This is a genomic window from Gilliamella sp. LMG 34362 (assembly GCF_984569125.1).
The window spans coordinates 685,079-699,308 of the sequence record NZ_OZ474902.1; the positions used below are offsets into that span (position 1 = coordinate 685,079).

The following is a 14,230-nucleotide window of genomic DNA, read 5'->3' on the forward strand; positions in this document are numbered from 1 at the left end:
AATAGGAAATTTAACATGGTAATGAATTCTTATTGCTTAACTTTGAAAAGTTATTGTTAATAAACTGTCAATTTGATGATATTGTTAAGAAAGCCTGAGAGATTGAATACGTTAGATTGTGAGGCTGAATCAAAACTATTGTAAGTTTTGTAATTTATGACGGTAATTGTTATTGTTGGCAGTTTGGGCAATAAAGCTGAAACCATTTATCCTTATGGTATTAATGCCATGTTCAGTATTTTAAGTAAAGTTGCGACTTTGGCGGAAGTATTAGAAGCAACAAAGGCAAAAGAATATTGCCTTAACACTTAAATTAGTCCGTAACCTTAAATAGTCATAAATACCCTTTATCAGTATTCTGATAAAGGGCATCATAATTATATTATCGTTTAAGTGCTGACAAAGATCTGCGAATAATAAGACAACAGATCGTAATGAAAACAAATAATCCTAAATATTGAGACACATCGCCTAAGTCAGGGAATATTGCCAGAGGTGCATCTCCACCACCATTAGTGACGCTAATGACAATCACAATGGCAAGTATAACACCAACTAAACTTTCACCGACGATTAAGCCTGATGCAATTAAAGACGCTTTACGATCTACTTTTTTGAACTCACTTTCTGGATCTAAATTTAGTTTTTGTGCTTTTGCATATGCCTGACGTTTTACTATCCATGATAATAATGAACCAGTAAATATAGCCAATGTAATACTTGGTGGTAAGTAAATACCTAATCCGATAGCTAAAGCAGGTAGACGGAATTTAGTTTTCTTTTTGGCTAAAATTAGGTCAATGACGATAACTGTTGCGCCTACAGCTAAACCTATCAAGATCATTGTCCAATCTAGATTATGAGAAAAAATTCCTTTAGCAATGGTCGTCATCAAAGTTGCTTGAGGCGCGGCTAATACTTGGGTAGGATCCATATTTGTACGAGGAACCGCACCAGTAAAACCATAAGCGTTATAGAGTATTTCAAGAATAGGGGCAATGACAATAGCACCGACAACACAACCAATTAAAAGGGCTACTTGTTGTCGCCATGGCGTGGCATGAACTAAATAACCTGTTTTCAAATCTTGTAAATTATCATTTGAAATACATGCAATTGATAGCACAACACTAGTTGTAAATAGGGCTAATGCAGTGATAAAGTCAGTTCCTTCGACAGAGGATAACATACCATGTGTTTCACTTAAGCCAAGTAATATTAGTGAAATAGCTATAGCGGCAACAATGGCAATACCTGATATAGGACTGGCTGAAGAACCAACTAAACCAGCCATATAACCACAGGCAGCTGCAACTAAAAATCCCATAATAAATGCAAATAAAACAGCACAAATTACTAGTAACCAAGCAATACCAGTTGATAAACCACTATCAGAAATAAAAGAGTGAAAGGTTGCAACTAAGATAATTAGCATGCCAGCCATAATGATAAAAATTGTTTTTGGTGACAAGTCTCTATCTGTTCGCTCGATATCATTTACAGAAATATCAGAGCGAAGTGTTTTTAACGATGTTTTTAAACCCTCAATAACCGGTTTGATTAAAGTCAGTAATGTCCAGACTGCGGCAATTGCTATGGTACCTGCACCGATAAAACGAATATCTGTGGCCCACATTCCCATTGCGATTTTAGATAAAGGTTGCGAGGTATCATAATCTGTTAGGGCACTTAGGATTGGAATACCAAATCCCCAAGCTATAATCGTTCCGATTAATACCGCAATTCCTGAAATAATACCAATTAGGTAGCCAGCGCTGAGTAATGCTAATGAAAATCCCATTGGGATCTGAAATATCGATTTACCACCTGTAAACCAATAAGCAGTGCTATCAGACAATAAACGAAATCCATTAGTAAATAAGCTCACTATAGAGGCGATAATACCGCCAAATACGATATCCTTTAATCCATCATTTGCTTCTTTATCGTCAGTTTTCGAACCAGCTTTTAATATTTCAGCCGCAGCGACACCTTCTGGATAAGGTAAATCACTTTTTACTACCATAACATGACGTAATGGAATAGAAAATAATACCCCTAACATGCCACCAGCAGCGCAAACCGCAAAGGTTAACCAGAAAGGAAAATTACTCCAATATCCCATCATTAATAAACCTGGCATAACGAAAATAACAGATGATAAAGTTCCAGCAGCGGAAGCTTGAGTTTGCACCATATTATTTTCTAAAATTGTCGATCCTGAAAATAATCGTAAAATAGCCATGGAAATGACGGCTGCAGGGATGGCTGATGAAAAAGTTAATCCGACTTTCAAGCCTAAATAGACATTGGAGGCTGTAAAGACGATAGTAATTAAAGCACCAAGAATGGTACCGCGTAGTGTAAGTTCTCGTAAATTATTCATACTACCTATATATTAAAGTTAAATTGATAGCCTGTTATTATATACTTAATTATGCTTTATCTGCTATAAAATCTACGATTAAGCTCAGATTTAGTTTCTTTTCATCGGTTTATTCACTGCAAGCTACTTTTATTTTAAACATTAAAATTTAAGCAAAATATCCATATTAAAGATTAGTAACTGAATAATTATGCTATGCTGGTTATATTCTTAATCATTAATCAATTGTGAGAAAAATGTTAAGCGAATTAAAACGATTGCAGGATATTACTAAAAAGTTGCGCAACCCTATTGATGGCTGTGAATGGGACAGCAAACAAACTTTTGACTCGTTAAAATCCTATACTTTAGAAGAGACCTATGAAGTCTTAGATGCAATTGATAGACAAGATATGGTTGAACTTAAAAGTGAACTGGGTGACCTACTGTTTCAGATTGTGTTTTATGCGGATTTAGCCAACGAACAAGGTTTGTTTAATTTTGATGATATTTGTCAATCAGTGGCTGATAAATTGATAAGCCGTCATCCGCATATTTTTTCAAATAATATGAGTAAACCAAATTGGGAACAGCTTAAACAACAAGAACGTGATAAGCGTGCACAATATTCGCTGTTAGATGATATTCCCAACGCTATTCCAGCATTAATGAAGGCTGAAAAAATCCAAAAACGTTGTGCGTCAGTTGGATTTGATTGGACTGAACTACAACCAGTTATAGCTAAAGTTAAAGAAGAACTTAATGAAGTTGAACAAGAATTAGCACAATCAACTATTGAGCAATCAAAAGTTGCAGAAGAAATGGGCGATCTGTTGTTTGCTACCGTCAATTTGGCAAGACATCTAAAAGTTAAATCAGAGTTATGCTTACAAAATGCTAATAACAAGTTTATTAGGCGATTTAAACAAGTTGAATTGTTACTAAAGCAAAAAAATCGCAATTTAGTTGATGCAACACTTGAAGAAATGGAAGATGCATGGCAAATTGTCAAGCAAACAGAAAAATCAACTAGCGAAGTAAATAAAAATGACTGAACAAAAAAATGAATTATATCAAGAAATAGAAGCTTGGTCTCAAAATGCTATTTTACATAGCCCAACTTGGAGTATTAATCAATTAGATTACTCGGAAAAGAGTATTACTGTTGTTGAAATGATTATTGGTGAAATGGCAGATAAAAGCTTTGGTCTTCCTGAAGAACAACTCAATATGATATCACAAGAATATGGCTGTTATTTATTATTAACTGCACATAAATTATATGGTGGTCAGTTTTATTGGAATCAAGAATTAGAACAACCAATGTTAATTTGCTGTGAACCCGATTCGACCATAGCATTATTAACATGGAATAAAGTAAAAGGGCGTTTATTAGGCGATAAAACTGATCATATCGCTTATTTTCTAGATGAATTTGGCAAAGCAGTTTTCCAACCAGAAAAAGGTACCAATTTAGTTTATCTATAAATCATATTTTCAATAAATATAATTAAAAAAGTTGCTAAACAGATAAGTTTTCCGACTTTAATAAATTTTGTTAAAAGGAGTTCTAAGTATGAACTATACACTTTATATTGGTAATAAAAACTACTCAACATGGTCTATGCGACCTTGGGTTGTATTGAAATATTTTGATATTCCTTTTAATGAAAAGCTAATTAAATTTGATAGTTTTGCTGATGATTCTTTGTTTAAAAGAACGATGCTCTCAGTTTCAAAATATGGCACGGTACCAATTCTGATTGATGATGATCTGGTAATAAGTGATTCTTTAGCTATTTGTGAATATTTGGCTGAAAAGCACAATGATTTAGCATTATGGCCGACTGATAGCAAAAAGAGGGCAATTGCACGAAGTTTAGTGGCAAAGATGCATTCTGGATTTCAAGCTATTCGACATTATTTGCCAATGAATATTGAAGCAGAATTACCGGAAATAGGACAAATAATTTTACGAGATCATCAAGATGTAAAAAATGAAATCATGTTTTTAGATGAGTTATTATCTTCGTTATTAACTTCAAAAAATTCAGATGGTGACTATTTGTTTGGTAATTTTAGTATAGCCGATGGATTTTATGCCCCTTTATGTCTAAGACTAAAAAATTATCATATAGCAACAAGTTCAGTTCTCAGCGATTATATTGATACTATTTGTAACACTAAATGTGTGAAAGATTGGATAGCAGATGCATTGCAAGAACAATCTTTTGTAGCCATGGATGAACCTTATCGTATACACAGATAATTAAGCATTGCTGGAAATAATATGAAAATACCATCCCATCTAACTCAATATGCTATGGACATTATCGAAGATGAGTCCAATGGGGTAACATCTTTTTCTCTTCAGTCATCAACTAAAGAGCAATGGTTTGACATCTATTATTATGGTGAATTAGAAAATGGTGATATTACAGGGGTAGAACCGTCTTTCGCAAATATTAAAATTGTTGCAAAATCTACTAACAGTAAAGAAGAAATATTACTATTTGATGAAACTGAACATGGTTATAACGCAATGTTTTGTGATAGTCATTCTGATGAAGAAAAAGCGAATAGATTACTTGAAAAATTTAATGTTCCATCGTCAAAAATAAAATTAACAATTGGTTATAGTATTGACTATGATTCAGAAAAAGAACTTTATGAGTTTGATGAATAAGGTAATGTAATATTGCTTGATGGGCGAAAAATAGCTTGGCAACAACTACTTTGTGACGGCATTGACTGGTTATCAATTATATTAATTGACGAAACTGGCAATGAACAAGTGATAGTGGATGCAGAGCTGTCTTAACAGTGATATCTATTTTATTGTCGAAACTGAACTATCACTGAAATAAATTTCTTTGCCATTAAAAAACCCGCTTGTATTGAAGCGGGTTTGATTTTTTAAACAATGATTAGTGATTACACTTCTAAGTAATCCAAGATTCCTTCAGCAGCTTTACGCCCTTCACTAATTGCCGTAACGACTAAATCAGAACCGCGTACCGCATCACCACCAGCAAAGATTTTGGCATTGGTAGTTTGGTATCCTTTGATTTCTGGTGCTATTATTCTACCTCTATCATCAAAATCAACACCATGCTCAGCTAACCATGGCATAGCATGTGGTTTAAAACCAAATGCCATAACTACCGCATCAGCCGGAAGCACAAATTCTGAACCTTCGACAATCACTGGCGAACGACGGCCTTTTGCATCTGGTTCACCAAGCTCGGTTCTGACCATTTTTACCCCAGTAACTTGCCCGCTATTATTGACCTCAATACTAAGAGGTTGCACATTAAACTGGAATTGTACGCCTTCTTCTTTGGCATTTTTGACTTCACGTTTAGAGCCCGGCATGTTAGCTTCGTCACGACGATAGGCGCAAGTTACTTCAGTTGCACCTTGACGGATAGAAGTTCGAACACAATCCATCGCGGTATCACCACCACCTAAGACAACGACACGTTTATTTTTCATGTCTATATATGGAGTATCTTCGGTTTGTTGATGTTGCATAATATGCTTAGTATTGGCAATTAAGAATGGTAATGCATCATAAACGCCATTAGCATCTTCATTTTCAAGCCCTGCACGCATTGATTGATAAGTACCAGCACCGACAAAGACAGCATCAAATTCATTGATAAGATCAGCTAATTGAACGGTTTTGCCGACTTCAGTATTTAAACGGAATTCAACCCCCATTTCGGTAAAGATGCGTCTACGATTAATTAAGACTTCTTTGTCTAATTTGAAGGCAGGGATACCGAAAGTTAATAAACCACCAATTTCTGGATGGCGATCGAAAACGACTGGTGTTATACCATTACGGACTAATACATCAGCACAAGCAAGACCTGCTGGACCAGCGCCGATTATTGCGACTCTTAAGCCAGTTTTTTCAACATTAGATAAGTTTGGTTTCCAGCCCATTTTGAATGCTTCATCAGTAATATAACGTTCAATATTACCGATAGTTACTGCACCAAATTCAGCATTTAAAGTACAAGATCCTTCACACAGACGATCTTGTGGACAAACTCGACCACATACCTCAGGTAAACTATTAGTTTGGTGAGATAATTCAACTGCTTCTAAAATTTTCCCTTCATTGACCAATTTTAACCAATTTGGAATGTAATTATGGACTGGGCAGCGCCATTCACAATAAGGGTTACCACAAGCAAGGCAACGATCTGCCTGTGCTTGAGATTGCGAAGCTGAAAAGCCTTCATAAATTTCTACAAATTCAATTTTACGAATGTTTAGCGATTTTTTAGGCGGATCGACACGTTGTAAATCGATAAACTGATAAACATTTTGACTCATATCGTGTTTTCTCCTTACTGTGCCTGAACACGTAGTTCAGCTGTTGAGCGACTACGGTGACCTAATAATGCTTTAACATCGCTAGATTTTGGTTTAACTAATACAAATTGTTTAGCAAAATCTTCCCAATTAGCTAATATTTCTTCAGCCCAAGTTGAGTGGGTGAGTTGTGCGTGCTCCATAATTAAACCACGTAAGTGTTCTTCATGAATTGAATAGTCAGCAACATCTAACATTTCGACCAACTCTTTATTGATTCGCTTATGTAAATCGCCATCAGTATCTAAAATATAAGCAAAACCACCAGTCATACCAGCACCAAAGTTAACACCTGTTTTACCTAAAACACAGACAATACCGCCAGTCATATATTCACAGCCATTATCACCAATGCCTTCAACGACACTTATCGCGCCAGAGTTACGCACTGCAAAACGTTCACCTGCTCGGCCAGCAGCAAATAATTTACCGCCAGTGGCACCATATAAACAGGTATTACCAGCAATGGTTGCTTCATGGCTTAAAAATGCTGAACCTTGTGGTGGACGGATGACAATACGACCGCCAGCCATGCCTTTACCAACATAGTCATTGGCATCGCCAGTCAGCGTTAAATCAACTCCGCCTGCATTCCATACACCAAAGCTTTGTCCGGCAGTACCGTTAAAATTCAAGGAAATAGGGGATGTGACTAAGCCTTGATCGCCATATTTTTTAGCAATATAACCAGATAAAGTTGTACCAACAGAACGATCAGTATTTTGAATGTCAAAGTAGAAACTTTTACTTTGACGATTATCCACTGCTTGTTGTGCTTGAGTTATAATCTCTTTATTCAGCACACCTTTATCAAATGGTTTATTGTCTTCAATACAGTGAACCGGTTTACCTTCTATTGGGGTTGCCGTTTCAAGCAAGCTTGATAGATCTAATTTCTGTTGTTTTGCAGTAATGCCATCAAGTTCAAGAAGTAAATCTGTACGACCGATTAAATCAACGATTCGACTAACGCCTAGTTCGGCCATAACTTCACGAGTATTACGTGCAATAAAACGGAAATAGTTCATCGCTTTTTCTGGTAGACCATGATAATGATCACTACGTAACTTCTCATCTTGAGTTGCAACACCGGTTGCACAGTTATTAAGATGACAAATACGGAGGTATTTACAACCCAATGCAACCATTGGTCCAGTACCAAAACCAAAGCTTTCAGCACCTAAAATTGCCGCTTTAACAATATCTGCGCCAGTTTTTAGGCCACCGTCAACTTGTAAGCGTATTTTGTGACGTAAACCATTAGCAACTAATGATTGTTGGGTCTCAACTAAACCTAGCTCCCATGGTGAGCCGGCATATTTAACCGAAGTTAACGGACTGGCTCCCGTACCGCCGTCGTAACCTGAAATAGTGATTAAATCAGCATAGGCTTTGGCAACACCGGTTGCGATAGTACCTACTCCCGGTTCAGAAACTAACTTAACCGAAATCATTGCGGTTGGATTAATCTGTTTTAGGTCAAAAATCAATTGTGCTAAGTCTTCAATTGAATAGATATCATGATGCGGTGGCGGTGAAATTAATGTTACACCCGGTACAGAAAAACGTAATTTTGCAATATACGGGGTGACTTTATCGCCAGGTAATTGACCACCTTCGCCCGGTTTTGCACCTTGAGCAACTTTAATTTGAATAACATCAGCACTCATTAAATAACCTGGAGTGACACCAAATCGGCCAGAGGCAACTTGTTTAATACGTGATACTTTGATTGTGTTATAACGAGCTGGATCTTCTCCGCCTTCACCTGAGTTAGAAAAGCCACCTAAGGTGTTCATGGCTTCGGCTAAAGATTCATGCGCTTCTGGACTTAATGCACCAATTGACATAGCAGCTGAGTCAAATCGTTTAAATAGTGACTCTTCTGGTTCCACCTGATCAAGTGCGATAGCTGCGTTTTCTGGTGGATTGAGTTTTAACAGATCTCGCAAGGTTGCAGCTGGTCGATTATTTACGATATCTACATAGCGCTTATAATCTTCATAATTACCATTATTTACTGCTTTTTGTAGTGATTGTACTACATCAGGATTATAAGCATGGTATTCACCGCCATGCACAAATTTCAACAAGCCACCTTGTTCTAATGGTTTACGCCGTAGCCATGCTTTCTTAGAAAGATTGAACTGATCTTGAGCAAAATCATCAAAATTGGCACCACTAATACGGCTAGTTACCCCTTGGAAGCAGAGTTCAACCACTTCTTCATTTAGACCTACTGCCTCAAATAGTTTAGAACAGCGGTAAGAAGCAACAGTTGAAATGCCCATTTTGGACATGATTTTGTATAAGCCTTTATTAATACCATTGCGATAATTAAGAATTGCTTCTCGATAAGACTTATTCACAGTGCCATTATCTACCATTTGAGCTAGGGTTTCATAGGCTAAATATGGATAGATTGCTGTTGCACCAAAGCCTAGTAAAACGGCGAATTGATGCGGATCTCGACAACTTGCTGTTTCAACAATGATATTGGCATCACAGCGCAAGTTCTTTTCAACTAAACGTTGTTGTACGGCACCGACCGCCATTGGCGCAGGGATCGGTAAACGGTCAGGGGCAATATTTCTATCTGATAAAATTAGTAATACTGTTCCTGCACGGACCTTTGCTTCAGCATCACCACATAACTGTTCAATTGCGTCACGTAAACTGCCGTCAATTTCATATGTGATATCAAGCGTTTCTGATTTGTAATAACGTGATTCTAAAGTAGTTAATTGTTTAAAATCAGAATGAACCAATACTGGATATTTAAATGCAACCCGATGTGCCTGACCTTCTGCTTCGGCAAATACATTCATCTCACGACCGATACTAGTCGACAGTGACATGACATGTGCTTCGCGTAATGGATCTATTGGTGGATTGGTTACCTGAGCAAATTTTTGTCGGAAGTAATCATAAATTAAGCGTGGACGACTTGATAACACGGCAAATGGTGTATCATCGCCCATTGAGCCAGTTGCTTCTTGACCATTTTCACCTAAAACTCGAATACATTGGTCGAGCTCTTCGGCACTATAACCAAATTGTTTTTGGTAAGTTGCTAGTAATGTATCATCATAATCACGAGAACCAATATCATCATCAGGAAGATCTTCAAATGGGATCAGACGTTTTACATTTTTAGCCATCCATTCTTTATATGGATGACGTTTTTGTAGATCATTATCGGTTTCTGAAGATTGTAAAATGCGACCTTCTTCAGTATCAATTACCAGTAATTCGCCTGGACCAACTCGCCCTTTAGTGACGACTTCATCGGGTTGATAGTCCCAAATACCGATTTCTGAAGCACAAGTGATGAGTTTATCTGTAGTAATAACATAACGAGCAGGACGTAAACCATTACGGTCTAAGTTACATGCAGCATAACGACCATCTGACATAACGATACCAGCAGGCCCGTCCCATGGTTCCATATGCATGGAGTTAAAATCAAAAAAAGCTCGTAAATCCTCATTCATATCTGGATTGTTTTGCCATGCTGGTGGCACTAGTAAACGCATCGCACGGACAATATCCATACCACCAACTAAAAATAGTTCCAGCATATTATCTAGTGAGCTTGAATCAGAACCGGTGACATTAACAAACGGTGCCGCATCTTGTAGATCTGGAATCAATGGTGTTTTAAATTTGTAAGATCGCGCTTTTGCCCATTGCCGATTACCTTCAATAGTATTGATCTCACCATTATGGGCTAAATGTCTAAATGGTTGTGCAAGTGGCCAACGCGGTACAGTATTGGTTGAGAAACGTTGATGGAATAAACAGATTGCTGTTTCCATACGAATATCAGCCAAATCTAAATAGAATCGAGGTAAATCTTTCGGCATACATAAGCCTTTATAGATATTAACCTGATTTGAAAAACTACAGACATAAAACGTATCATCTTGCACTCGTTTTTCAATACGACGGCGAACCATATATAAGCGACGTTCTAAATCAATCTTAGTCCAGCCAGCAGGTGCATTGACAAATACTTGTTCAATTCTTGGTAGTGATGAGAGTGCGATTTCACCAAGCACACTTTTATCAATTGGTACTTCACGCCAACCTAAAACATATAAGGTTTCTTCTGCTAGCTCTTCTTCGACAATTTTACGGCTAGCTTGAGCTTCTGTTTCATCTTGACTTAAAAATAGCATGCCAACGGCATAATTAGCGGCTAAGCGCCAACCTGCGTCCTCGGCGACTAATCGGAAAAATCGGTCTGGTTTTTGCATTAAAAGACCACAGCCATCACCGGTTTTACCATCCGATAATATGGCACCACGGTGTTGCATGCGAGCAAGTCCGTGAATTGCGGTACGCACCACTTTGTGACTTGGTTGCCCTTCAATGTGAGCAATTAAACCAAATCCGCAGTTATCTTTTTCATGATGCTGGTTATATAACATATCATTGCCTCAAATTCATCGTTATTATTTTTTGTGAAGGTATAGGCATTAATCCCATATTAGGTGTGAAGGTAATTAAAAATAAGTTTTAGGTCAAATAAATATTATTTATAAGTCAATATTTTAATCACTTAACCCATATATATTAATGAAGCTTATATCTTGTGTTAAATAATTGTTTTTATTGGTTTTAAATTTTTTTTAAGATTAAAGTTCTTTAATTTAAAAATTTTTTCATAATAAGAATTAATATCTGATTAAAAAAAGTTTGAGGAAAGGGGTTTTTTAGCTATAAAAATTGATTATATTTGCTGATTTTTTCCAAAATCAGGGAGTTATAATCACCAGATTTATGCTGTTATAATAGATTATCGATTATTGGTTATAGATGAAATATGCAAACTAAAATTACAATTATAGGTGCTGGCGCTGCAGGGCTTTTTTGTGCTGGTCTGTTGGGACAACAAGGTCATGATGTTACTGTCATTGATAACGGTAAAAAATTAGGTCGTAAAATCTTAATGTCTGGTGGTGGTAAATGTAATTTTACCAATCTTAATGTCGAAGCAAATCATTATATTTCTGAAAATCGTCACTTTTGTAAATCTGCTCTAAAACGGTTTAGCCAATGGGATTTTATCCAATTGGTTAATCAATATGGTATTGCCTATCATGAAAAAGATCATGGTCAGCTATTTTGTGATAATTCAGCGCAAGATATTGTCGATATGTTGGTCAAAGAGTGCCAAAAAGGACAAGTTAAATTTATGTTAAAAACACAACTTGAAGATGTTAATGAAGAGCAACAAGGATTTAAGTTATCTACTTCACAGGGTTGTGTTTATACTGATAAATTAATTGTGGCAACGGGTGGACAATCGATGCCTGCACTTGGTATGACCGCTATTGGCTATAAAATTGCTGAAAAATTTTCTATCCCAGTGGTGCCTGTAAAAGCAGGGCTTGTGCCGTTTACCTTACATAAACCTTTGTTAGCTGTATTATCGACATTATCAGGAATTGCGTTACCAGTTGAAGTATCGAATGAACGCATTAGTTTTAAAGAGAATCTATTATTTACCCATCGAGGATTATCTGGACCAGCTATTTTACAAATATCCAGTTATTGGCAAGCAGGAGAAGCCATTACGATCAATTTATTGCCTGACTTTAACTTTGAGGATGATTTTAAACCTCTGTTAGATTATAACCGTAATCAAAGTCTCAAAAACTGTTTAGCACAAATATTACCTAAGCGGTTAATTGAAGTGTTAATGCAACTAAATTTGATTATTGATTCAACTGTTAAACAGTTAACACCTACTCAACAACAAGCGCTGTATCAGACATTAACAACATGGAATGTAATACCAAATGGGACGGAAGGTTATCGCACCGCAGAAGTAACTTTAGGCGGAGTAAGTTGCGATGCGTTATCTTCAAAAACCATGGCAGCACAAAAACAGCCTAATCTTTATTTTATTGGTGAGGTTGTTGATGTAGCTGGTTGGCTTGGTGGTTATAATTTCCAATGGGCTTGGAGCAGTGCATTTGCCTGCGCCCAAGCCTTGAGTCAAGTATAATCAATTATCAATAACACCCATTTGGATATGATATTTTTTCACTTTATATTGTAATGTCGTTCGTGAGATATTGAGTAATTTTGCTGCAGTAATAATTTTACCATTGGCTTGATTTAATGCATCAATGATAAGTTGCTTTTCATAATGTTCAACTTGTTCGATTAGATTATGATTACCCGTTAACTCGTTAATACTTGGTTTTTCTATCTTATTTTCAAGTTGATGTTGTGGATAAGGACTATGAATATCAAATAGTTCTTCATCGAGAATAATTTTTTGTAATTCACCAGGTTCATTTTGTAATACCATACTACGGACAATCGCATTTTCCAGCATTCGTACATTGCCTGGCCACGGTGCTGACATTAATTGCTGCAACGCATGTTCACTGATACCGGTGATCACTATATTGACATCAGTTTTATGTTTATCGATAAAATATCGTGCCAATACAGGGATATCTTCTTGTCTTTCCCGTAAGGCTGGAAGTTTGATTAAACCAACATTTAATCGATAAAATAAGTCACTGCGCATTTTACCGCTTTTTAACAATTCCGCTGGAGACTCATTCATCGCCGCTACAATTCGTACATCAGCATATTTCTCTTTATTTCCACCTAAAGACCAATAGGTTTTTTCTTGCAAGAAGCGTAATAGTTTGCTTTGCATTTCAAGAGGCATAGCATTGAGTTCATCAAGAAATAAGGTTCCGCCATTGGCCAGCTCGAGATAACCTTGACGATTTTCAGCACCGGTAAAGGCTCCTTTAACCGTCCCAAATAAAGTACTTTCAATCAATGTGGTTGGTAAAGCGCTACAGTTTAGTGAAATGAATGCTTTATCTCGGCGTTGACTGGTTTGATGAATTAAGCGAGCAAATAGCTCTTTCCCTGTACCTGTTTCACCAACAATTAATACTGGAACATCATTACTGCCTAAAATATTGGTTTGATCGATAACCTCTTGCATTTTTTTCGATGCAAAAACAATTTCCGGTAGTGGTTGTTCTTTATTGTGATATAACTTTCTATTAAGGCGAAAAACCTGATCTTGCAACTGCCGAACATTGGATATATTTCGACCTATTTCAACTGCGCCGATAATTTCTTTATTATGATTATAAAGCGGTACAGTTGTGTGTTGATAATCAACTAATTTACCCACATGATTATAGTAAGTTTGATAGGTATCTTGATATTCTTTACCTTGTAAAGCTTGTAGCATAGTACTATCTTCTTTTTTCAAATTAGGGTAAACTTTAAGCATTGGTTTACCGATGGCTTGCTCCATTGTATAACCATCAAGTTCTGCGCTTTCCTGATTGTAGTAAATATATTTACCTTCTTTATCAATAATAGCCATTGGTTGATGTATTAAATCAAAAAAATGTTTAAATATTTCCAATGCTTGTAATAATTCAGGATCAATTATCATGATTCTAAAACCTTTTAAAAATTGGATTA

Annotated in this window: 11 protein-coding genes; 7 read left to right on the forward strand and 4 right to left on the reverse strand. The window is 36.5% G+C overall.

What is annotated here, in order from left to right:
- Positions 1-156: 156 nt before the first annotated feature.
- Positions 157-312 (forward strand): glycerate kinase, encoded by a 156-nt coding sequence (locus tag AC5LWZ_RS03265; protein WP_146208348.1) that lies wholly within the window; start codon positions 157-159, stop codon positions 310-312.
- Positions 313-382: 70 nt separating this feature from the next.
- Here AC5LWZ_RS03265 and AC5LWZ_RS03270 read toward each other — a convergent pair whose 3' ends face one another.
- Positions 383-2,386: an OPT family oligopeptide transporter gene (locus AC5LWZ_RS03270; RefSeq protein WP_493463953.1), complete on the reverse strand. Its 2,004-nt coding sequence runs from the start codon at positions 2,384-2,386 to the stop codon at positions 383-385.
- 236 nt (positions 2,387-2,622) lie between these two features.
- On the opposite strand from AC5LWZ_RS03270, the gene mazG reads away from it, so the two are divergent.
- The 5 genes from mazG to AC5LWZ_RS03295 all read left to right on the forward strand — a co-directional run bounded on the left by mazG (position 2,623) and on the right by AC5LWZ_RS03295 (position 5,186).
- Entirely contained in the window at positions 2,623-3,420 is a 798-nt protein-coding gene (mazG, locus tag AC5LWZ_RS03275) for a nucleoside triphosphate pyrophosphohydrolase (RefSeq protein WP_198201402.1), read from the forward strand.
- Positions 3,413-3,853 (forward strand): hypothetical protein, encoded by a 441-nt coding sequence (locus tag AC5LWZ_RS03280; RefSeq protein ID WP_110448526.1) that lies wholly within the window; start codon positions 3,413-3,415, stop codon positions 3,851-3,853. The genes mazG and AC5LWZ_RS03280 overlap by 8 nt, the downstream gene beginning before the upstream one ends.
- Positions 3,854-3,941: 88 nt before the next feature.
- The gene (locus AC5LWZ_RS03285; protein ID WP_493463954.1) at positions 3,942-4,634 is read left to right on the forward strand and encodes a glutathione S-transferase family protein; all 693 of its coding nucleotides are present in this window, start codon (positions 3,942-3,944) and stop codon (positions 4,632-4,634) included.
- Between the two features lie 21 nt (positions 4,635-4,655).
- Positions 4,656-5,051 (forward strand): hypothetical protein, encoded by a 396-nt coding sequence (locus AC5LWZ_RS03290; RefSeq protein WP_493463955.1) that lies wholly within the window; start codon positions 4,656-4,658, stop codon positions 5,049-5,051.
- A 12-nt stretch (positions 5,052-5,063) separates the two neighbouring features.
- Positions 5,064-5,186, forward strand: coding sequence for a hypothetical protein (locus AC5LWZ_RS03295; protein ID WP_256363487.1), 123 nt, complete (start codon positions 5,064-5,066; stop codon positions 5,184-5,186).
- A gap of 113 nt (positions 5,187-5,299) precedes the next feature.
- Here the strand turns inward: AC5LWZ_RS03295 and AC5LWZ_RS03300 are convergent, their stop codons facing one another.
- Positions 5,300-6,712 (reverse strand): FAD-dependent oxidoreductase, encoded by a 1,413-nt coding sequence (locus AC5LWZ_RS03300; RefSeq protein WP_110448523.1) that lies wholly within the window; start codon positions 6,710-6,712, stop codon positions 5,300-5,302.
- Between the two features lie 14 nt (positions 6,713-6,726).
- Entirely contained in the window at positions 6,727-11,184 is a 4,458-nt protein-coding gene (gene gltB, locus AC5LWZ_RS03305) for a glutamate synthase large subunit (RefSeq protein WP_493463956.1), read from the reverse strand.
- Between the two features lie 395 nt (positions 11,185-11,579).
- Here gltB and AC5LWZ_RS03310 point away from each other — a divergent pair, with 395 nt between their 5' ends.
- The gene (locus AC5LWZ_RS03310) at positions 11,580-12,767 is read left to right on the forward strand and encodes a BaiN/RdsA family NAD(P)/FAD-dependent oxidoreductase (RefSeq protein ID WP_493463957.1); all 1,188 of its coding nucleotides are present in this window, start codon (positions 11,580-11,582) and stop codon (positions 12,765-12,767) included.
- On the opposite strand, the gene AC5LWZ_RS03315 is transcribed toward AC5LWZ_RS03310, so the two are convergent.
- Positions 12,768-14,204 (reverse strand): sigma-54 interaction domain-containing protein, encoded by a 1,437-nt coding sequence (locus AC5LWZ_RS03315; RefSeq protein WP_367275178.1) that lies wholly within the window; start codon positions 14,202-14,204, stop codon positions 12,768-12,770.
- Positions 14,205-14,230 lie beyond the last annotated feature (26 nt).

Coding starts and splice junctions, on each gene's coding strand:
- AC5LWZ_RS03285 (WP_493463954.1), top strand. CDS start 3,942: ATGAACTATACACTTTATATTGGTAATAAAAACTACTCAACATGGTCT.
- mazG (WP_198201402.1), top strand. CDS start 2,623: ATGTTAAGCGAATTAAAACGATTGCAGGATATTACTAAAAAGTTGCGC.
- AC5LWZ_RS03270 (WP_493463953.1), bottom strand. CDS start 2,386: ATGAATAATTTACGAGAACTTACACTACGCGGTACCATTCTTGGTGCT.
- AC5LWZ_RS03290 (WP_493463955.1), top strand. CDS start 4,656: ATGAAAATACCATCCCATCTAACTCAATATGCTATGGACATTATCGAA.
- AC5LWZ_RS03265 (WP_146208348.1), top strand. CDS start 157: ATGACGGTAATTGTTATTGTTGGCAGTTTGGGCAATAAAGCTGAAACC.
- AC5LWZ_RS03280 (WP_110448526.1), top strand. CDS start 3,413: ATGACTGAACAAAAAAATGAATTATATCAAGAAATAGAAGCTTGGTCT.
- gltB (WP_493463956.1), bottom strand. CDS start 11,184: ATGTTATATAACCAGCATCATGAAAAAGATAACTGCGGATTTGGTTTA.
- AC5LWZ_RS03300 (WP_110448523.1), bottom strand. CDS start 6,712: ATGAGTCAAAATGTTTATCAGTTTATCGATTTACAACGTGTCGATCCG.
- AC5LWZ_RS03310 (WP_493463957.1), top strand. CDS start 11,580: ATGCAAACTAAAATTACAATTATAGGTGCTGGCGCTGCAGGGCTTTTT.